This window comes from Streptomyces avidinii (assembly GCF_045161815.1).
Taxonomy (GTDB): domain Bacteria; phylum Actinomycetota; class Actinomycetes; order Streptomycetales; family Streptomycetaceae; genus Streptomyces; species Streptomyces avidinii.
Window position 1 is genome coordinate 6,074,054 of the sequence record NZ_CP108863.1, and the last position, 21,070, is coordinate 6,095,123.

Sequence of the window (21,070 nt, forward strand, 5' to 3'; positions counted from 1 at the left end):
TCAGGCGCGGGTGCGGACCCGGACCCGGTTCAGCAGATCCGCGGCCGGGTGCGGACCCGTGTGTTCGGGGTGGCGGGGCAGGCGGTGGGCGAAGGAGCCGTACCAGGAACGCGAGACCGCGTACCCGAAGGCCAGGCAGATCATGCCGCCCACGGCGTCGAGCCAGAAGTGGTTGGCCGTGGCCACGATGACGACGAGGGTCGCCGTCGGGTAGAGCAGGCCCAGGATCCGGGCCCAGGGGGCCGAGGCGACCGCGAAGATCGTCAGGCCGCACCAGAGCGACCACCCTATGTGCATGGACGGCATCGCAGCGTACTGGTTCGACATCTGCTTGAGGTTGCCGGAGGCCATCGAGCCCCAGGTGTGGTGAACCAGCACGGTGTCGATGAAGTTCTGCCCGTTCATCAGCCGGGGCGGTGCGAGCGGGTAGCAGTAGTAGCCCACGAGGGCCACGCCCGTGGTGGCGAAGAGGACCATGCGGGTGGCGGCGTACCGCCCCGGATGGAAACGGTAGATCCAGACCAGCACGCCGATCGTCACGACGAAGTGGAGCGTGGCGTAGTAGTAGTTCATGCCCACGATCAGCCACGTCACGGAGTTCACCGCGTGGTTGACCGACTGCTCGACGGCGATGCCGAGCGTCCGCTCCGCGTCCCAGATCCAGTCGGCGTTGGCGAGGGCGGCCGCCTTCTGCTCGGGCACCGCGTTGCGGATCAGCGAGTACGTCCAGTAGCTGATCGCGATGAGCAGGACCTCGAACCAGATACGCGGCCGTCGAGGAGCACGCAACCGGGAGAACAGGGTGCGCTCGGACCCCGGACGGGTCTCGGTCTCGGCCACGGTGGGTGGTGAGACATCCGTCCGGGTTTCCAGTGTCTTCACGCTCGATTCACCCATGGGGAGAGAGTCTGCCAGATGCGTTCTCGCCTCCGATCATCCCTCGGGACGGTCTTCGGCGCCTCTGGTCCGCCTTGGGTACGACACGGGACCGGAGACAACCCGGGTCCCGGCTGCTCTCCCACCTTCCCGGCGATGATCTGCTGCCCCCGGGTGGCGTCGACGACGATGGGCAGGCCGTCGGGGACCTGCCCCTCGAGGTCCGCGAGGAGGTCCTCGATCGGCGGGAGGCCACCGGGGCTGCGCACGTGGACGTAGAAGGTCCTGGACTGCGCGCCGACGCCGGTGACGGCCGCGCCGATCAGGAGCACCAGGAGGCCGCCGAGCGCCACGAAGGCGACGGCCGTGGAGCGGCGGCGCTGCACAGCACCGGGGGCGATGCCCATGATCGGCGTGGAGAACGGCGCGATGATCATCGCGCCGGTGGCGTACCGGGAGAGACGTACTAGTCCCGGCGGCGCTGGCCCGGGCCCGAGGCCGTGGAGCCGCGCACCACCAGTTCGGGTAGGAAGACGAACTCGCTGTGCGGGGCCGGCGTGCCGCCGATCTCCTCCAGCAGGGTGCGGACGGCCGCCTGCCCCATCGCCTGCACGGGCTGGCGGATGGTGGTCAGCGGCGGGTCGGTGAACGCTATGAGCGGGGAGTCGTCGAAGCCGACCACCGACACGTCCTGCGGCACCCGCAGCCCCTGCTGCCGGGCCGCACGGATCGCACCGAGCGCCATCATGTCGCTCGCGCACACCACCGCCGTGCAGCCCCGCGAGATCAGCGCGGCCGCCGCGGCCTGGCCGCCCTCCAGCGAGTAGAGGGAGTGCTGGATCAGCTCCTCGACCTCGGCCTCGCCGAGCCCGAGCCGCTCCTTCATGCCGAGCCGGAAGCCCTCGATCTTGCGGAGGACCGGCACGAACCGCTTCGGCCCGACCGCGAGCCCGATCCGGGTGTGCCCGAGCGCGGTCAGGTGGGTGACGGCGAGGACCATCGCGGCCCGGTCGTCGGGGGAGACGAAGGGGGCCTGCACCTTGTCGGAGAACCCGTTGATCAGGACGTACGGGACGCCCTGTCCGCGGAGTTGGTCGTAGCGGCCCATGTCGGCCGTGGTGTCGGCGTGCAGGCCGGAGACGAAGATGATCCCGGAGACCCCGCGGTCGACCAGCATCTCGGTCAGCTCGTCCTCGGTGGACCCGCCGGGCGTCTGCGTGGCCAGCACCGGCGTGTACCCCTGCCGGGTCAGGGCCTGGCCGATGACCTGGGCGAGCGCCGGGAAGATCGGGTTGTCCAGTTCCGGAGTTATCAGACCGACGAGCCCCGCACTGCGCTGGCGCAGCTTCACGGGCCGCTCGTAGCCGAGTACGTCGAGGGCGGCCAGCACGGATTCACGGGTGCCTGCGGCCACACCGGGCTTGCCGTTGAGCACGCGGCTGACTGTGGCTTCGCTGACCCCCGCCTGGGCTGCGATGTCGGCTAGCCGTGCGGTCACGGGATTGGACTGTACCGGTCGGACGTTCACCATGACCACCAGGTGCACGATTCCGGCGGAAGCCGGACGGTCCGCCCGTCGGTCTCCACCGGGGCGCTGGAGAGTACGGGACGTCCGGGCGCGGGAAGTTCCACCGGGTCGGGGCGGCTGTTGAGGGTGCAGGCGAAGCCGGGGCGGGTGAAGAGGAGCACCCCCTCGGGGGCGGACTGCCAGCGCATCCCGCACGGGTACGGGCCTTCGGCCGACCCGTCGGGGCCGGCCCCCGCCTCCGGCCCGCCCTCCGGCCCGGCCCCCTCCCCGCTCCCCGTCCCCGCCTCGGGCGCGCCCAGCCCCGGCATCGCCCGGCGCAGCTCCAGCGCGGCCCGGTACAGCTCCAGCGTGGAGTGCGGGTCGCCGGTCTGGGCGGCGACGCTGAGGTCGCCCCAGCCGGCGGGCTGCGGGAGCCAGCTGCCGGCCGGCCCGAAGCCGTACGGGGCCCGGTCGCCGGACCAGGGCAGCGGCACCCGGCAGCCGTCGCGGAGCCCGTCCTGTCCGGGAGCCTCCGGCGGGGTCGTGCCATCGGGGTCGGACCCGCGCCCGCTCCCGGATGCGGCCGCGGGCCCGGACGCGGCCGAGGGCCCGGCCGCGGGCCCGGACGCGACCCCGGACCCCGGCCCGGTGGGGGTGGTGGCCCGGGGTCCGGAGGCGTCGGGGGCAGGGGAGCCGGCCCCGTCGGCCTCCCGCTCCGGCCCCGCCGGGTCGGCCGTGGCCCACTGCTGACGGCGCCCGCGGCGGAAGGCCGGGTCCCGGCGGAGCCGGTCCGGGAGGTCCGCCACCTCCGGCAGGCCGAGCTCCTCGCCCTGGTAGACGTACGCCGACCCGGGCAGGGCCAGCATCAGCAGCGCGGCCGCCCGGGCCCGGGCCAGGCCGCGGGCCCCGCCGCCGTACCGGGTCACATGGCGCACGACGTCGTGGTTGGACAGCACCCAGGTGGTCGGGGCGCCGACGGCGGTGGTGGCGGCCAGCGACTCGTCGATGACGGTGCGCATCGCGGTGGGGTCCCACGGGCAGTTGAGGAAGCGGAAGTTGAAGGCGTGGTGCAGTTCGTCGGGGCGCACGTACAGGGCGAGCCGTTCGGAGGTCGGCGCCCAGGCCTCGGCCACCCCGATCCGCCCGTCCCCGTAGGAGTCCAGGAGGCGGCGCCAGGAGCGGTGGATCTCGTGGACCCCGTCCTGGTCGAAGAAGGGGAGCGGCTCGGTGCCGATCAGGGTGGCCTGGGCGCCGCGGCCGATGTCCGGCAGGCCCGGGGCCTTGACCATGCCGTGGGCGACGTCGATGCGGAAGCCGTCGATGCCGAGGTCGAGCCAGAAGCGCAGGACGGAGGCGAATTCGGCGGCGACCTCGGGGTGGTCCCAGTCGAGGTCCGGCTGCTCGGGGGCGAAGAGGTGCAGGTACCAGTCGCCGTCCGGCACCCGGGTCCAGGCCGGGCCGCCGAAGATCGACTCCCAGTCGTTGGGCGGCAGCTCCCCGGAAGCCCCCCGCCCCGGGCGGAAGTGGTAGCGCCCGCGGGCCCCCGGCTCCCCGGCGAGGGCGGCGCGGAACCACGGGTGCTGCTCGGAGGTGTGGTTCGGCACCACGTCGACGATGACCCGCAGCCCGAGCGCGTGCGCGGCGCGGACCAGCTCGTCGGCGTCGGAGAGGTCCCCGAAGAGGGGGTCGACGGCCCGGTAGTCGGCGACGTCGTAGCCGCCGTCCGCCTGCGGGGAGACGTAGAAGGGGGTGAGCCACACGGCGTCGACCCCGAGCCGGGCGAGGTGGGGGAGGCGGGAGCGGACCCCGCGGAGGTCGCCGATGCCGTCTCCGTCGCTGTCGGCGAAGGATCGTACGTACACCTGGTAGATGACGGCATCGCGCCACCAGCCGCCACCGCTCGCGGTCGCGTTGCTGGAAGAGCTTGCAAGCTGGACGGCCGTCGAGTCGTGGGTCATATCGGGGTCAACGCGGGTACATGCCCCCTGGTTGCGGGCCCGGGCAGTCGAAGGTGACTCGAACTAACAGCAAGCTGCGGCAACCGTACGGACACACGGATGTAACGATCGCCTCCGCTTGCAGAAAGTTTGCGCAAGCTCTTTCGGTCCTCTTTCAGTCTTGTTACGTTCCTGGCAACTCGGGACCGCGAGGCGCGGCCGGGATCATCGAAGGAGTTCATATGCGGCGTGGCATAGCGGCCACCGCGCTGGTCGCGACCCTGGCGCTCGCGGCAACGGCTTGCGGTGGGGACGACAAGGACGCGGCCGACGGCACCAAGGCAGGCGGCGAGCTTTCCGGCACGGTCACGTGGTGGGACACCTCGAACGACGCCGAGAAGGCCAGCTTCCAGAAGATCGCCGAGGGGTTCACGGCGAAGCACCCGAAGGTGACCGTCAAGTACGTCAACGTCCCGTACGGCGACGCGCAGAACAAGGTCAAGAACGCCTTCAGCAGCGGCTCCGACGCGCCTGACGTCATCCGCGCCGACGTCGGCTGGGTCGCGGACTTCGCCTCGCTGGGCTACCTCGACGAGGTCCCGGCCGAGACGGCGAAGAAGGTCGACGCCGAGTTCCTCCCGCAGGCCGCGGCCAGCGGCAAGTTCGAGGGCAAGACCTACGCCGTCCCGCAGGTCATCGACAGCCTCGGCCTCTTCTACAACAAGAAGATGCTCGCCGACGCCGGCGTCCAGCCCCCCAAGACGCTGGCGGAGCTGAAGACCGCCGCCGAGGCCATCAAGGCGAAGACCGGCAAGGCCGCTCTCTACCTGCGCGGCGACGACTCCTACTGGTTCCTCCCGCTGATCTACGGCGAGGGCGGCGACCTCGTCGACGCGAAGAACAAGACGGTCACCGTCGACAACGAGGCGGGCGTCAAGGCCTTCAAGACCGCCCGCGACCTGGTCAGCTCCGGTGCGGCGATCACCAACGCAACCGACGGCTACACCAACATGCAGACGGCCTTCAAGACCGGCGAGGCCGCCATGATGATCAACGGCCCGTGGGCCGTCGCCGACACCTACGCCGGCGACCAGTTCAAGGACAAGGCCAACCTCGGCATCGCCGCCGTCCCGGCCGGCTCGGCCAAGGCCGGTGCCCCGCAGGGCGGCCACGACCTCGGCGTCTACGCCGGCTCCAAGAACACCGCCGCCGCGCACGCCTTCGTCGAGTACATGACCTCGCAGGAGGTCCAGGTGCAGTCGACCAAGGAGCTCAGCCTGCTCCCGACCCGGACCGCCGCCTACGAGCAGCCGGACGTCAAGGGCAACGAGATGGTCCAGTTCTTCAAGCCGGCCGTGGACAAGGCCGTCGAGCGCGCCTGGATCCCGGAGAACGGCTCCCTCTTCGAGCCGCTGAAGGTCGAATACACCAAGGCGATCACCGGGGCGTCGAGCCCGGAGGACGCGGCCAAGGCGGCCGGCGTCGAGTTCCGCAAGATCCTCAAGGGCTGGAAGTAACGAAACCATGGCTGCTCACACCAGCCAGTCGGTGGCGAAGGCCGCGGGCGACGACGTCGAGAACGACGTCGCCGCCCGCGGCCGGAGCCGCAGGACTGACAGCGACAGCGGTAACCGCGGCGGTGCCCGCGGTGGGAAAGGCGCGTCCGGCCTCCGGCGCGCCGTCGGCACGCACTGGTACGCCTGGGCCATGGTCGCCCCGGTGGTGCTCGTCCTCGGCGTGATCATCGGCTGGCCGCTGGTCCGGGGCGTCTACCTGTCTCTGACCGACGCCACCGAGCGCAACGTCTCGCGCACCATCGGCGCCCGGCACATCGAGGCCACGTACGAGTTCGTCGGACTCGACAACTACGTGGCCGTGCTCGGCGACCCGGTGTTCCTGCAGCGGCTGGTGTGGACGGTGATGTGGACCGTCGCGTGCGTGTCCATCACCTTCACGCTCGGTCTGATCCTGGCCAACATGCTCAACCGGGACTTCCGGGGCCGCGCCGCCTACCGGATGGCGCTCATCCTGCCCTGGGCCGTCCCCGGCTTCGTCTCCGTCTTCGCCTGGCGGTTCCTCTTCAACCGCGACAACGGCATCCTCAACAAGATCCTCGACGGTGGCGGCATCGCCGCGATCCCGTGGCTCGACGACCCCACCTGGGCCAAGTTCTCGGTCGTCGCCGTCAACGTCTGGCTCGGCGTCCCCTTCATGATGGTCGCCCTGCTCGGCGGCCTGCAGTCGATCCCCGGCGAGCTCTACGAGGCGGCCGAGATGGACGGCGCCAGCGCTTGGCAGCGCTTCCGGCACATCACCCTGCCCGGACTGCGCGCGGTGAGCATGACGGTGATCCTGCTCTCCACCATCTGGACCTTCAACATGTTCCCGGTGATCTTCCTGCTCACCCGGGGCGGACCCGGCGACTCCACCGAGATCCTGGTGACCCAGGCCTTCCGCGAGGCGTTCGTGTCGAGCCCGCGCGACTTCGCCGGCTCGGCCACGTGGGGCGTCCTGATCCTCGCCCTGCTCATGATCTTCGCGCTGGTCTACCGGCGCTCGCTGCGCAAGCAGGGAGAGGTGTGGTGACCATGTCCACCGCGACCGACGCCCGTACGACCACCGCCCGCGGCCGGGGCAGCCGTTCCCCGCTCGCCTCCGTCGGCCTGCACGCCACCCTCGTCGTGGCGTCCGTGATCGCCGTCTTCCCGGTGCTGTGGATCGTGCTGACCTCGCTCAAGCCGGCCAAGCACGCGGTCACCACCGACTTCGTCAAGGAACCGAGCTTCAGCAACTACACGAACCTGCTGGAGCAGAGCCACTTCCTCAGCTGGTTCGCCAACTCCGTCCTGGTCGCCGGCGTCACCACCGTCCTCGGTGTCTTCATCGCCGCCACCACCGGATACGCGGTCAGCCGCTTCAAGTTCCCCGGCATGCGGCCGCTGATGTGGACCCTGCTCATCACGCAGATGTTCCCGATGGCGATCCTCATCGTGCCGCTGTACAACCTGATGGGCGACCTCGGCCTGCTCAACCAGCCGCTCGGCCTGATCATCACCTACCTCACCATCGCCGTGCCGTTCTGCGCCTGGATGATGAAGGGCTTCTTCGACACCATCCCGGTGGAGATCGACGAATCCGGCCGCGTCGACGGGCTCAACCCCTTCGGCACCTTCTGGCGCCTCATCCTGCCGCTCGCCAAGCCCGGCCTGGCCGTCACCGGCTTCTACGCCTTCATCACCGCCTGGGGCGAGGTCGCGTACGCCTCCGCCTTCATGGTCGGCGAGGAGAACCTCACCCTGGCCGGCGGCCTGCAGACCTTCGTCACGCAGTACACCTCCAACTGGGGAGCCATGAGCGCCGCTTCGGTCCTCATCGCGATCCCCGCGGCGATCTTCTTCGTCTTCGCCCAGCGTCACCTCGTCGCCGGGATGACGGCAGGCGCCACCAAGGGCTGACCACCCGAGCCTGCCCCTTCTCACCCCCGGCCCGATCTCTCCAAGGACACCATGACCCAGCACCTCGCCGACGCACTCCCCACCTCCACCGGCACGCAGCCCGGCTGGTGGAGAGAAGCGGTGATCTACCAGGTCTATCCGCGCAGCTTCGCCGACTCCAACGGGGACGGCATGGGGGACCTCGAAGGCATCCGCAGCCGCCTGCCCTACCTCAAGGAGCTGGGCGTCGACGCCGTCTGGCTCAGCCCCTTCTACGCCTCCCCGCAGGCCGACGCCGGCTACGACGTCGCCGACTACCGGGCCATCGACCCGATGTTCGGCACCCTGCACGACGCCGACGCCGTGATCCGCGAAGCCCACGAACTGGGCCTGCGCATCATCGTGGACCTCGTCCCGAACCACTGCTCCGACCAGCACGAATGGTTCAAGCAGGCACTGCGCGAAGGCCCCGGCACCCCGCTGCGCGAGCGCTTCCACTTCCGCCCCGGGCAGGGGGCCTCCGGAGAGCTGCCGCCCAACGACTGGGAGTCGATCTTCGGCGGTCCGGCCTGGACCCGGGTCGCGGACGGCGAGTGGTACCTGCACCTCTTCGCCCCCGAGCAGCCCGACTTCAACTGGGAACACCCCGCCGTACAGGACGAGTTCCGATCCATCCTGCGGTTCTGGCTCGACCTCGGCGCCGACGGCTTCCGCATCGACGTCGCGCACGGCCTGGTCAAGGCCCCCGGCCTGCCCGACCTCGGCCGCGACGAGCAGCTCAAGCTGCTCGGCAACCAGGTGCTGCCCTTCTTCGACCAGGACGGCGTCCACGAGATCTACCGCTCCTGGCGCCTGGTCCTCGACGAGTACGCGGGCGACCGCATCGGCGTCGCCGAGGCCTGGACCCCCAGCGCCGACCGCACCGCCCTGTACCTGCGCCCCGACGAGCTGCACCAGGCCTTCAACTTCCACTACCTGAACACCGGCTGGGACGCCGAAGCGCTGCGCGCCACCATCGACGAGTCGCTCGACTCGATGCGGCCCGTCGGCGCCCCGACGACGTGGGTGCTCTCCAACCACGACGTGGTCCGCCACCGCACCCGCTTCGGCAGCCTGGAGAAGGCCCGCGCCGCCGCGCTGCTGATGTTGGCCCTGCCCGGGTCGGCGTACGTCTACCAGGGCGAGGAGCTCGGCCTCCCGGAGGTGGTGGACCTCCCGGACGAGGTGCGCCAGGACCCCTCCTTCTTCAAGGCGAACGGCCAGGACGGGCTCCGCGACGGCTGTCGCGTACCGATCCCGTGGAGCGGCGACCGGGCCCCGTACGGCTTCGGGACGGGCGGCAGCTGGCTGCCGCAGCCCGCGGAATGGGCCGGGCTGAGCGTGGAGGCGCAGACCGGCGACCCCGACTCCACGCTGGAGCTCTACCGCTCCGCGCTGCGGGTGCGGCGCGCGCACCCGGCGCTGGGCCCGGGCGACGCCGTCGAGTGGCTGCCCGCCCCGGCCGGCGTACTGGCCTTCCGGCGCGGCGACTTCGTCTGCACCGTGAACACCACCGACGAGCCGGTACGGCTGCCCGCACCGGGCACGGTCCTGCTCGCCAGCGGTGAACTCGGCGAGCCCGACGTCCTTCCGGCGGACTGCACGGTGTGGTGGCAGGGGTGACTTCCCCTCTCAGGCTGACGGACATCGCCGCGCAGGCCGAGGTCAGCGAGGCGACCGTCAGCCGTGTGCTCAACGGCAAACCGGGCGTGGCGGCCGGCACCCGGCACAAGGTGCTGGCCGCGCTCGACCTGCTCGGATACGAGCGGCCCGTACGGCTCAAACGCCGCAGCAACGGGCTCGTCGGGCTGCTCATCCCGGAGCTCACCAACCCGATCTTCCCGGCGTTCGCGCAGGTCATAGAGCAGGCGCTGGCCGGGCACGGGTACACGCCGGTGCTGTGCACGCAGACGCCGGGCGGGGCCACCGAGGACGAACTGGTGGAACAGCTGGAGGAGCGCGGGGTCACCGGGATCGTCTTCCTGTCGGGCCTGCACGCCGACGCCCACGCGGACCCCGCGCGCTACCAGAGACTGGCGGCGCGCGGGGTGCCGTTCGTTCTGATCAACGGCTTCAACGAGCAGGTGAATGCCCCGTTCATCTCCCCGGACGACCGGGCGGCGGCCGACATGGCCGTACGGCACCTGCAGGACCTGGGGCACCGCCGCATCGGACTCGCGATCGGGCCGACGCGGTACGTGCCGTCGGCCCGCAAGGAGCAGGGCTTCCTCACCGCCCTGCCGGCGGCCGAGGAGGACGGGCTGATCCAGCGCACGCTCTTCACGGTGGAGGGCGGGCACGCGGCCGGCATGGCCCTGCTGGACCGCGGCTGCACGGGCATCGTGTGCGGCAGCGACCCGATGGCGCTCGGTGTCATCCGCGCGGTGCGCGAGCGCGGGCTGCGGGTGCCGCAGGACGTATCGGTGGTCGGTTTCGACGACTCCCCGCTGATCGCGTTCACGGACCCGCCGCTGACGACGGTCCGCCAGCCGGTACGCGCGATGGCGACGGCGGCGGTGGGTGCCCTCCTGGAGGCGGTGTCGGGCACCCCGGTCCAGCGCACGGAGTACGTCTTCCAGCCGGAACTGGTGGTCCGCGGCTCGACGGCGGAGGCGCCGTAGGCTTCGGCGGGCGGGATGACCGGTCCCTCGGCACCCCGCTCGCGAGCGGGCGTTGCCCGGCCCGGCCCGCCCGGCTCCTGCCCGCCGCAGCCGCCCCGGCCTCCGCTAATCCCGCGTGAGGGTCCACCTCGTGCCGTCCGGGCCCCTGAGGTCGAGGATCGGGGCGGCCACTGTGCCGCCCGCTATGTAGAGCATGACGCTGTTGGTGCCGGGGAGGCACGCGGTGGTCGCCGTGTCCTGGTGCAGCCGGGCTTTGACCGAGGTCGTCACCGCCGGGTTGTCCAGAGTCCAGGAGCCCTCCTCCGAGCACCCTTCCCGCTGCAGGGTGTACTGCCCGTCTCCAAGCCGGCTGTCGGTCAGGGTGAGGGTGAGGTCGTGCCGATCGGCGGTCCAGGTTCCGGCGAAGTCCACGTCCTCCATCCCCCCGCCCATGGACAGCGAGGCCACCAGTGCGACAGCGGCCAGGGCCGTCGCGGCCTTCCCGATGTCACCGCCGGGCGTGGCGCCTGCTCCGGCGCCACCTTCCGGCGCGTGCCGGGACGCACGTCGGAGGCTCACGACGGCGCCTGCGGGAATCGCGAGCAGTGCTACGGCGCACCCGGTGAACCAGTCCCCCATCCCCGACTCCATCAGCATCATCAGGACCGCCAGCAGGGCAATCGTGGAAGCGGCCGCCCACCAGGCCGGACCGGATCGCCGGTGCGCCAGTGCGAGCACGAGGGCTATGAACGACCCGCACCCGGCGATGAGCAGTACGCACATGGCGAGCAGGCCGCTGGAGTGGTCGGGTCGAAGGCTGGTGGGTTCGGCGAGCCCGAATCCCACCAGCAGCCCCACCGCCTCGATGCCGAGCGCCCAACACAGCGCGATGTCCGGCCGGCGTTGTGTCCCACCCATGTGACCCCTTGGTTTGAACGAGTTCAATTGCCGAGGGTGCAGGCTACCCGAGTGTCCGCGGCAGATCGATGCCTCAGTGGCCGTGGCCCCCGTGGCCCCCGTGGCCCCCGTGGCCCCCGTGGCCGCCGTCGTCGCCCGGTGCGGGGAGGGGGGCGTCGGGGTCGACGATGGTGAACGGGCGCATCAGGTCGTCGTCCTCGTGTTCCAGCAGGTGGCAGTGGTGGACGTACGTCGCCGGGAGCTCGGTTCCGCTGTTCGGGATCGACGCGATCGGCTCCATCGGCGGGCTCCACGGATCGGTGATGATTCTGGTCACCGTCTCCGGATAGGACTTGAACGTGTCCTTGTAGGACAGGGCCTCGTCCGGGTCCGGCGGGATCGGAGGACCGGTGAAGTAGTTCGCCAGCACCGGCTTGTCCGCCGCCTTGCGGCCGCCGTCGATCCACTTCTCGTAATCCGCCTGGTAGGCGGCCGCGTCGATCGGCTGCCTGTTCAGCACCTGGAAGTTGACGAGGTGGACGTGCATCGGGTGGGCGTCGTGGTTGGGGTTGACGTACTCCCAGATCTCCTTCGCGCCCGCCTTGATGAAGTCCTGGGACGGCTCCATGAAGGGCACCGCGTTGAACGACATGGTGCTGAAGAGCTTGTGCTGGTAGACGACCCATTCCCGCCGGTGGATCTGCGGTTCCGGTTCGTTGGGCACGACCGCCGGCAGCTTCAGCTTCGGCGGCGGCGTCGTCCGGTCCGCACCGGACAGCGGTTTGGTGACCTGGAACTGCATGACTTCCGAGATTTCCGGTCCCTGACCGGGCACGCCCGGGTAATGCACCGGCGCGTGGTAGTTCGTCAGCGTCACCTTCGATCCCATCGGCAGCCGACTGAAGTCGACGATCAGGTCGTACCGTTCGGCCGGCCCGATCAGGAAATTCAGCATTTGCAGCGGAGCGCGGAATCCGCCGTCGGTGCCGATCAGCCAGAACGGAAGATTGGGCTGGAGCACCACGTCCCGGGGCGGGTCGAACCTCAGCCGCCAGAAACGCTCGTTCGAGGCGTTGAGGATGCGCAGCCGGTAGCGCCGCGGCTCCACGGCCAGGAAGGGGTACGCCTTGCCGTTGACGACCGGGGTGTCCTCGCCCTCCTGCTGGGTCATGGTGTAGGCGAGTCTGCCGTCCGGGTGGAAGGTCCGGTCCTGCAGGATGAGCGGGACCTCGAACTCGCCCTGCGGCAGCCCGAGCCGCTCGTCGGCGGGGTCGCGGATGAGGTACAGGCCGGCCAGACCCGCGTAGACGTTGACGCTGGTCATCCCCATGCCGTGGTCGTGGTACCAGAGCATGGACGCGCGTTCGTGGTTGGTGTACGCGCAGATGGCCTCGTTGCGCTTGACGCGGTCCGGGTCCAGGGTCGTGTAGGACTCGGCGTCTTCGGCACCGGGGCGTCGTCGGGCCCCGGCGTGTGGCCGTGATGACGGCCGGGACCGGGATCCGCGTGCGCCTGTGCTCCGGCACCGTTGCCCGAGAGCATCGCCGCACCCCCGGCGGCACCGGCCATGAGGAAATTCCTTCGCCCGACCATTCGTCTCCAGCCTTCCGTCGACGGCGCGTGTCATTGAAGGCATACCGCGCTGATTCCGGGGCGTTGTCGCAGCGGCCGATCCCTTTCGAGAAAGGCTCGTTGAGCCGATCCCGGCCGTAATCGGGCAGGAATTGAGATCGAGTTATTGTCGCCGGTCCAAAAATATCTCCTGCGGTGCGACGGAATGCTTTCCTTCCCCGGCGCACTCCGCCCGGTGCGACGCGGGCCGCGGGTGAGGCCGGCCGCGGGCTCCGTCCGTCCGGTGGGCGGTCCGTGCCCGGCCCGGCGAGGGTGCCGTGGCGGCGTCCTGAGCAGGTGAACTCGGCGCGCCGGGGCCGGAGTCGAGGGAGTCCGCCGTCCAGCAGGACACGCCTCGGAAACAATTCTGCAATCTCTTGCGCAAACTCTTGCAGGGCTCCTACCTGGCCCCTACGGTCGCTCCAATCCCCACCTCTTCCGCCAGGAGGCCCCCCGCATGCCTGCCAGAGCCGTCAGAGCTGCAACCTTTTGCGCCACCACCGCACTCGCCGCCGCCGCGCTCACCGCCGTCGGGCCGCAGGCCGCCGCCGCGCCGCCCGGCGAGAAGGACGTCACCGCCGTCCTGTTCGAGTGGCGCTTCGATTCCGTCGCCAAGGCCTGCACCGATTCCCTGGGGCCCGCGGGGTACGGGTACGTGCAGGTCTCGCCTCCCCAGGAGCACGTCCAGGGCGGGCAGTGGTGGACCTCGTACCAGCCCGTCAGCTACCGGATCGCCGGTCGGCTCGGCGACCGGGCCGCCTTCAAGGCCATGGTCGACACCTGCCACGCCGCCGGTGTGAAGGTCGTCGTCGACTCCGTCATCAACCACATGGCCGGCCCCGCGGACCCGGGCGCCACCCTCACCGGGACCGGGGGGTCTTCGTACACGAAATACGGCTACCCCGGGCTCTACTCGGGCGCCGACATGGACGACTGCCGCGCGACGATCTCCAACTACCAGGACCGGGGCAACATCCAGAACTGCGAGCTCGTGCAGCTCGCCGACCTGGACACCGGTGAGGACTACGTGCGCGGGCGCATCGCCGGGTACCTGAACGACCTGCTGTCGCTCGGCGTGGACGGATTCCGGATCGACGCCGCCAAGCACATGCCCTCCGCCGACCTCGCCGACATCAAGTCCCGGCTGACCAACCCGGGCGTCTACTGGAAGCAGGAGGCGATATACGGGGCCGGCGAGGCCGTCTCGCCCGGCGAGTACCTCGGGAACGGGGACGTGCAGGAGTTCCGGTACGCCCGGGACCTCAAGCGCGTCTTCCAGAACGAGAACCTCGCCCACCTGAAGAACTTCGGTGAGGCCTGGGGGTACATGGCGAGCGGGCAGGCCGGGGTCTTCGTCGACAACCACGACACCGAGCGCGGCGGCGACACCCTCAGCTACAAGGACGGTTCCGCCTACACGCTGGCCAACGTGTTCGCGCTGGCCTGGCCCTACGGGTCGCCCGATGTGCACTCCGGCTACGAGTGGACCGACAAGGACGCCGGACCGCCCAACGGTGGCTCTGTGAGCGCCTGTTACGCGGACGGCTGGAAGTGCCAGCACGCCTGGCGGGAGATCTCCTCCATGGTCGCCTTCCGGAACGCGGCCCGCGGTCAGGGTGTCACGAACTGGTGGGACAACGGCGGCGACCAGATCGCCTTCGGCCGCGGCACCAAGGCGTACGTCGCGATCAACCACGAGGGTTCCGCCCTCACCCGGACCTTCCAGACCTCCCTCCCCGGCGGCGACTACTGCGACGTGCAGAGCGGGCGGACCGTCACGGTCGGCTCGGGCGGGCAGTTCACCGCCACGGTCGCCGCGGGGACGGCTCTCGCCCTGCACACCGGGGCCCGTACCTGCTCCGGAAGCCCGGCGGGGTCCGCAGGGGCCGCTTTCGGCGTCAACGCCACCACCGTGCCCGGGCAGAACATCTACGTCACCGGTGACCGCGCCGAGCTCGGCGGCTGGAACACCGGTGGCGCCCTGAAGCTCGACCCGGCGGCCTATCCCGTCTGGAAGCTCGACGTGACGCTTCCGGCCGGCACCGCGTTCTCGTACAAGTACCTCCGCAAGGACGCCGCCGGAAACGTCACGTGGGAGAGCGGAGCCAACCGCACCGCCACCGTGCCCGCGAGCGGCAGGGTCACGCTGACCGACACCTGGCGCAGCTGAGCCGCCGCTCCACCGACCAGGGCCGCCCGGCACCATCATCCCCGCCAGGCCGGGCGGCCCTCATCCATGCGACACGTACACAAGGAGACCTGCCTTGATACGCCCTGCCGCAGGAGTGCTCGCCGCCGCCCTGGCCGTGACGCTCCTGCCCGCCCTTCCCGCCGCGGCCGCCACCACCGGGCCGCCCGCCCCGCCCTCCGACGCGAAACTGGCCGCCGAACCGGCCCGGCACGACCTGACCCGGGAGCAGTTCTACTTCGTGCTCCCGGACCGGTTCGCGAACGGTGACCCGCGCAACGACCGGGGCGGGCTGACCGGCTCGCGTCTGGAGACCGGCCTGGACCCCACGGACAAGGGCTTCTACCAGGGCGGCGACCTCAAGGGGCTCACCGACCGGCTCGACTACATCCACGGGCTCGGCACCACGGCCATCTGGCTGGCGCCGATCTTCAAGAACCAGCCGGTGCAGGGCAAGGGGGCCGACGTCTCCGCCGGCTACCACGGCTACTGGATCACCGACTTCACCCAGGTCGACCCGCACTTCGGTACCAACGCCGATCTGGAGCGGCTGATCGACAAGGCGCACGGGAAGGGGATGAAGGTCTTCTTCGACGTCATCACCAACCACACCGCCGATGTCGTGGACTACCGCGAGGCGTCGTACTCGTACCTGTCGAAGGGGGCGTTCCCCTATCTGACGAAGGACGGGGTGCCGTTCGAGGACCAGGACTATGCCGACGGGAAGGCGAAGTTCCCGAAGGTGGACGGCGAGTCCTTCCCGAGGACGCCCTTCGTGCCCGACGCGAAGAAGAACCTCAAGGTGCCGGGCTGGCTCAACGACCCGACGATGTACCACAACCGCGGCGACTCGACCTTCGCGGGCGAGTCCTCCGACCAGGGTGACTTCTTCGGCCTCGACGACCTGTGGACCGAGCGTCCCGAGGTGGTCGGCGGGATGGAGAAGATCTACGAGAAGTGGGTCCGGGACTTCCGGATCGACGGCTTCCGGATCGACACGGTCAAGCACGTCAACACCGAGTTCTGGACGCAGTGGGCGACGGCCCTCGACACCTACGCGGCGAAGCGCGGCCGCGACGACTTCTTCATGTTCGGCGAGGTCTACTCCGCCGACACCGCCGTCACCTCCCCGTACGTGACGCGCGGGAAGCTCGACGCCACCCTCGACTTCCCGCTCCAGGACGCGATCCGCGCGTACGCCTCCCAGGGCGCGGGAGCCGGCCGGCTGGCCTCCGTACTGGGTGACGACTACCGGTACACCTCGGGGAAGGCCAACGCCTACGAGCAGGTGACCTTCCTCGGCAACCACGACATGGGCCGCTTCGCGACCTTCCTGAAGCAGGACCGGCCGGGGGCGGGGGAGCAGGAGCTGCTGGACCGCTATCGGCTCGCCAACGAGCTGATGTTCTTCTCCCGGGGCAACCCGGTGATCTACTCCGGTGACGAGCAGGGCTTCACGGGTGCGGGCGGCGACAAGGACGCCCGGCAGCCGCTGTTCGCCTCGCAGGTCGCCGACTACCTGGACGACGACCAGCTCGGAACGGTGCGCACACATGCGAGCGATGCTTACGATCCGGGACACCCGCTCTACGAGCAGATCAGTGCTCTCTCCAAGCTGACGAAGGCGCACCCGGCCCTGCGGGACGGCGTTCAGAGCGAACGTTTCTCCGACGGCTCCGTCTACGCCTTCGCCCGCACCGACACCAAGACCCGCACCGAGTACCTGGTCGCCGCCAACAACGGCGCCGCACCCCGCACCGTCGAGATCGACGCCCCGGCCGGCGCCCAGTACCGCACCCTCTACGGCGGCACCGCGCTGATCCGCGCCTCGGCGGCCGGCAAGCTCACCGTCCCCGTCCCCGCCCTCGGCTCCGTCGTCCTCCGGGCCGTGGCCCCCGCCGCCAAGCCCACCGCCAAGCCCGCCCTGACCCTGAAGGCCCCCGCGCCCGGTGCCACCGGCACCGTCGAGCTCTCCGCCGACATCACCGGCGGCGGCCAGAACCGGGTCGTCTTCGCCGCCCAGACCGGCAACGCCAAGTGGGAGGTCCTCGGCACCGCCGACCACGCCCCCTACAAGGTCACCCAGCACCTCGACGCCAAGACCCCGGCCGGCACCGCCCTGCGCTACAAGGCCGTCGTCGTCGACTCCGCCGGCCGCACCGCGAGCGCCCTCGCCGAGTCCGCCGCCGGCCAGGCCCCGCCCACCGAGATCCCCACCGCCACCCAGCGGGACTACGCGGTCGTCCACTACAACCGCCCCGACGGCGACTACACGAACTGGCGGCTGTACGCCTGGGGCGACATAGCCGACGGCGAAGCCACCCCCTGGCCCGCCGGCCACGACTTCACCGGCCGCGACGCCTACGGCGCCTTCGCGTACGTCAGGCTCAAGCCCGGCGCCTCCTCCGTGGGCTACCTCGTCATCGACAAGGACGGCAACAAGGACGTCGCCGCCGACCGCACCATCGACGTGACGAAGACCGGCGAGATCTGGCTGGAGCAGGGCAAGGAACCCGCCCGCACCGACCGCCCCGCCCAGCCGCCGCAGGACACCTCGAAGGCCGTCCTGCACTACCAGCGCCCCGACGGCGCCTACGACGGCTGGGGCCTGCACCTCTGGACCGGAGCCGCCACCCCCACCGACTGGTCCAAGCCGCTGCTCCCCACCCGCACCGACTCCTACGGCGCGGTCTACGAGGTCCCGCTCGCGGCCGGCGCCACCACCCTCAGCTACATCCTCCACAAGGGCGACGAGAAGGACCTGCCCTCCGACCAGTCCCTGGACCTGAAGGCCACCGGCCACGAGGTGTGGATGCTGGGCGGCCGGGAGAAGTACCTCCTGCCGCAGCCCGCCGGATCCGCCGCCGCCCTGGACCCCACCAAGTCCCAGGCCGTCTGGATCGACCGCGACACCCTCGCCTGGAACGCCCCCGCCGCAGCCGCCTCCGTACAGCTCCTCGCCTCCCGCGACGGCGCCGTCAAGGCCGAGAACGGCACCCTGACCGGCCGCGCCCAGTGGCTGCGCCTGGGAACCCGGACCGAGCTGACCGCCGCCCAGAAGCAGAAGTTCCCGCACCTGGCCGCATACGGCGCGTACCCCGTCGACCCGCGCGACCGCGACCGGGTCCGCGAGGCCCTGCGCGGCCAGCTCGTCGCGAGCGCCCGCGCCGCGAACGGCGCGGTCCTCGCCGCCACCGGCGTACAGCTCGCCGGAGTCCTCGACGACCTGTACGCGACCACCGCCTCCCTCGGCCCCGTCTTCAAGGACGGCCGCCCCACCCTCTCCGTCTGGGCCCCCACCGCCCAGCAGGTCTCCCTCGAACTCGACGGCCGCACCGTCGCCATGCGCCGCGACGACGCCACCGGCGTCTGGTCGGTGCGCGGCGAGCGCTCCTGGACCGGCAAGCCCTACCGCTACGACGTCACCGTCTGGGCCCCCAGCACCCGCCAGGTGGTCCGCAACCTCGTCACCGACCCCTACTCCACCGCGCTGACCGCGGACTCCGTCCACAGCCTGGCCGTCGACCTGGCCGACCCGAAGCTCGCCCCGCCCGGCTGGAAGGCCCTGCGCAAGCCCGCCCCCGTTCCCTTCACCTCCGCGCAGATCCAGGAGCTGCACATCCGCGACTTCTCCGCCCTGGACCGCACCAGCACGCACCCCGGCCAGTACCTGGCCTTCACCGACACCGCCTCGGCGGGCATGCGGCACCTGCGCGACCTGGCCGCCGCCGGGACCTCGTACGTCCACCTGCTCCCGGCCTTCGACATCGGCACCGTCCCGGAGAAGGCCGCCGACCGCACCGAGCCCGCCTGCGACCTCAAGGTGTACGCCCCCGACTCGCAGGAGCAGCAGGCGTGCGTGGCCGCCGCGGCCGCGAAGGACGCGTACAACTGGGGCTACGACCCGCTGCACTACACCGTCCCCGAGGGCAGCTACGCCAGTGACCCGAACGGCACCGCCCGCACCGTCGAGTTCCGCAGGATGGTCCAGTCCCTCAACGGGTCCGGACTGCGCACGGTGATGGACGTCGTCTACAACCACACCGTCGCCGCGGGCCAGTCGGACAAGTCGGTCCTGGACCGCATCGTCCCCGGCTACTACCAGCGCCTGCTGGCCGACGGCAGCGTCGCCACCTCCACCTGCTGCGCCAACACCGCCCCCGAGAACGCCATGATGGGGCGCCTCGTCGTCGACTCGATCGTCACCTGGGCGAAGGAGTACAAGGTCGACGGCTTCCGCTTCGACCTGATGGGCCACCACCCGAAGGCCAACATCCTGGCCGTGCGCACGGCGCTCGACGCCCTGACCGTCGCCAAGGACGGCGTCGACGGCAAGAAGATCGTGCTCTACGGCGAGGGCTGGAACTTCGGCGAGATCGCCGACGACGCCCGCTTCGTGCAGGCCACGCAGAAGAACATGGCCGGCACCGGCATCGCCACCTTCTCCGACCGGGCCCGCGACGCCGTCCGCGGCGGCGGCCCCTTCGACGAGGACCCGCGCGTGCAGGGCTTCGCGTCCGGCCTGTTCACCAGCCCGAACGCCTCGCCCGCCAACGGCACCCCCGAGCAGCAGAGGGCCCGCCTCCTGCACGCCCAGGACCTGATCAAGGTCGGGCTCTCCGGGAACCTCGCCTCGTACGCCTTCACCGACACCACCGGCCGCCGCATCAAGGGCTCCGAGCTGGACTACAACGGCGCCCCGGCCGGCTACGCGGCCGCCCCCGGCGACGCCCTCGCCTACGCCGACGCCCACGACAACGAGACCCTCGCCGACGCCCTGACCTACAAACTCCCGCCGGCCACGAGCAACGCGGACAAGGCCCGCATGCAGGTCCTGGCCATGGCCACGGCCACCCTCTCCCAGGGCCCGGCCCTCTCCCAGGCGGGCACCGACCTGCTCCGCTCCAAGTCCCTGGACCGCAACTCCTACGACAGCGGCGACTGGTTCAACGCCGTCCACTGGGACTGCCGGGACGGCAACGGCTTCGGCCGCGGCCTGCCCCCGGCCGCCGACAACGCCTCGAAGTGGCTCTACGCGAAGCCGCTCCTGACGGGACCGGCGCCCACCTGCACCGACATCGACGCCACCTCGGCCGCCTACCGCGACCTGCTGAGGATCCGCGCCACCGAGCCCGACTTCGCCCTCACCACGACCGAGGCCGTCCAGTCCCGGCTGGCCTTCCCCCTCTCGGGCAAGGACGAGACCCCGGGCGTGATCACCATGACCCTGGGCGACCTGGTGGTCGTCTTCAACGCGGCCCCCACCGCACAGACCCAGCGCGTCCCCGCCCTCGCCGGCGCCGCCCACCGGCTGCACCCCGTGCAGGCCGCGGGCTCCGACGCCACCGTCAAGCGGTCCGCGTACGACGCGAAGACAGGAGAGTTCACCGTCCCCGCCCGCACCGTGGCGGTCTTCACACGGCGTTGAGCCGGTCCAGCCGCTTCTCCAGCAGGATCACCCCGTAGGTCCTGCCGTCCTTCCCCTGCTTGTCGGGGAGCTCCCCGACCACCCGGTAGCCCGCACCCCGGTAGTACGCGAGCAGCCGGGGGTTGGTGGAGACGCAGTCCAGCCGCGCCCGTTCCCGACCGGTCCGGGCGGTCCGCCGCTCGGCGTGTTCGAGCAGGCGCCGCCCGGCCCCGGCGGGGGCCACCTCGCGCGCCACCATCAGCCGGTGCACGTAGCCCGCCACGGGCGGCTGGACCCCCCAGGCGTCCTCGTCGGACCACCACAACTCGTAGGCCCCGCACACGCGCCCGTCGGCGTCGGCGGCGAGCCACACCTCGCCCTCGCGCATCTTCGACCGGAAGTGCGCGGCGTCCTTGTCGCCGGGCTTCCACTGATCGATCCCGTGCTTGCGCATCCACCGGGCAGCCTGGTCGTACAGCTGCACCAGCGTGCCGGCGTCCTTCTCCACGGCCGGCCGGAACAGGATCTCGTCGTCAATGATCACGCGGGCATTATCGATGATCTTGGGCGGCCG

At 70.9% G+C, this 21,070-nt stretch carries 14 protein-coding genes; 7 read left to right on the top strand and 7 right to left on the bottom strand.

From position 1 onward, the window contains the following. Genes OG373_RS27355 through OG373_RS27370 form a run of 4 tightly spaced genes read right to left on the bottom strand, consistent with a single transcriptional unit; the run spans position 1 to position 4,341 of the window. Positions 1-897 carry a phosphatase PAP2 family protein gene (locus tag OG373_RS27355; RefSeq protein ID WP_405440939.1) on the bottom strand — a complete coding sequence of 299 codons (897 nt, stop codon included), beginning with the start codon at positions 895-897 and terminating at the stop codon, positions 1-3. Then, positions 879-1,313 (bottom strand): hypothetical protein, encoded by a 435-nt coding sequence (locus tag OG373_RS27360; RefSeq protein ID WP_405440940.1) that lies wholly within the window; start codon positions 1,311-1,313, stop codon positions 879-881. Before OG373_RS27360 ends, OG373_RS27355 begins: the two co-directional genes overlap by 19 nt. 29 nt (positions 1,314-1,342) lie before the next feature. Beyond that, a complete protein-coding gene (locus OG373_RS27365) occupies positions 1,343-2,374 on the bottom strand; it encodes a LacI family DNA-binding transcriptional regulator (RefSeq protein WP_397728376.1) in 1,032 nt (343 codons plus the stop codon). A 26-nt stretch (positions 2,375-2,400) separates the two neighbouring features. Then, a complete protein-coding gene (locus OG373_RS27370; RefSeq protein ID WP_405440941.1) occupies positions 2,401-4,341 on the bottom strand; it encodes an alpha-amylase family glycosyl hydrolase in 1,941 nt (646 codons plus the stop codon). A 221-nt stretch (positions 4,342-4,562) separates the two neighbouring features. Here OG373_RS27370 and OG373_RS27375 point away from each other — a divergent pair, with 221 nt between their 5' ends. Genes OG373_RS27375 through OG373_RS27395 form a run of 5 tightly spaced genes read left to right on the top strand, consistent with a single transcriptional unit; the run spans position 4,563 to position 10,414 of the window. Beyond that, positions 4,563-5,837, top strand: a complete 1,275-nt coding sequence (locus OG373_RS27375; protein WP_382536117.1) for an extracellular solute-binding protein — start codon at positions 4,563-4,565, stop codon at positions 5,835-5,837. Between the two features lie 7 nt (positions 5,838-5,844). After that, the gene (locus OG373_RS27380) at positions 5,845-6,906 is read left to right on the top strand and encodes a carbohydrate ABC transporter permease (protein ID WP_397728372.1); all 1,062 of its coding nucleotides are present in this window, start codon (positions 5,845-5,847) and stop codon (positions 6,904-6,906) included. A gap of 2 nt (positions 6,907-6,908) precedes the next feature. After that, positions 6,909-7,775: a sugar ABC transporter permease gene (locus tag OG373_RS27385; RefSeq protein WP_397728369.1), complete on the top strand. Its 867-nt coding sequence runs from the start codon at positions 6,909-6,911 to the stop codon at positions 7,773-7,775. Between the two features lie 51 nt (positions 7,776-7,826). Beyond that, positions 7,827-9,416 carry a glycoside hydrolase family 13 protein gene (locus tag OG373_RS27390; protein ID WP_405440943.1) on the top strand — a complete coding sequence of 530 codons (1,590 nt, stop codon included), beginning with the start codon at positions 7,827-7,829 and terminating at the stop codon, positions 9,414-9,416. Next, positions 9,404-10,414, top strand: a complete 1,011-nt coding sequence (locus OG373_RS27395; RefSeq protein ID WP_405440945.1) for a LacI family DNA-binding transcriptional regulator — start codon at positions 9,404-9,406, stop codon at positions 10,412-10,414. The genes OG373_RS27390 and OG373_RS27395 overlap by 13 nt, the downstream gene beginning before the upstream one ends. A gap of 105 nt (positions 10,415-10,519) precedes the next feature. On the opposite strand, the gene OG373_RS27400 is transcribed toward OG373_RS27395, so the two are convergent. Further along, entirely contained in the window at positions 10,520-11,311 is a 792-nt protein-coding gene (locus OG373_RS27400) for a hypothetical protein (protein ID WP_405440946.1), read from the bottom strand. Positions 11,312-11,384: 73 nt separating this feature from the next. Beyond that, a complete protein-coding gene (locus tag OG373_RS27405) occupies positions 11,385-12,644 on the bottom strand; it encodes a multicopper oxidase family protein (RefSeq protein WP_405440948.1) in 1,260 nt (419 codons plus the stop codon). A 714-nt stretch (positions 12,645-13,358) separates the two neighbouring features. Here OG373_RS27405 and OG373_RS27410 point away from each other — a divergent pair. Both OG373_RS27410 and pulA read left to right on the top strand, forming a co-directional pair. Further along, positions 13,359-15,071, top strand: a complete 1,713-nt coding sequence (locus tag OG373_RS27410; protein WP_405440950.1) for a carbohydrate-binding module family 20 domain-containing protein — start codon at positions 13,359-13,361, stop codon at positions 15,069-15,071. A gap of 94 nt (positions 15,072-15,165) precedes the next feature. Then, positions 15,166-20,517: a pullulanase-type alpha-1,6-glucosidase gene (gene pulA, locus OG373_RS27415; protein WP_405440951.1), complete on the top strand. Its 5,352-nt coding sequence runs from the start codon at positions 15,166-15,168 to the stop codon at positions 20,515-20,517. On the opposite strand, the gene OG373_RS27420 is transcribed toward pulA, so the two are convergent. After that, positions 20,504-21,040 (bottom strand): GNAT family N-acetyltransferase, encoded by a 537-nt coding sequence (locus OG373_RS27420; RefSeq protein ID WP_405440953.1) that lies wholly within the window; start codon positions 21,038-21,040, stop codon positions 20,504-20,506. The two genes, pulA and OG373_RS27420, sit on opposite strands and share 14 nt — an antisense overlap. Between the last annotated feature and the right edge of the window lie 30 nt (positions 21,041-21,070).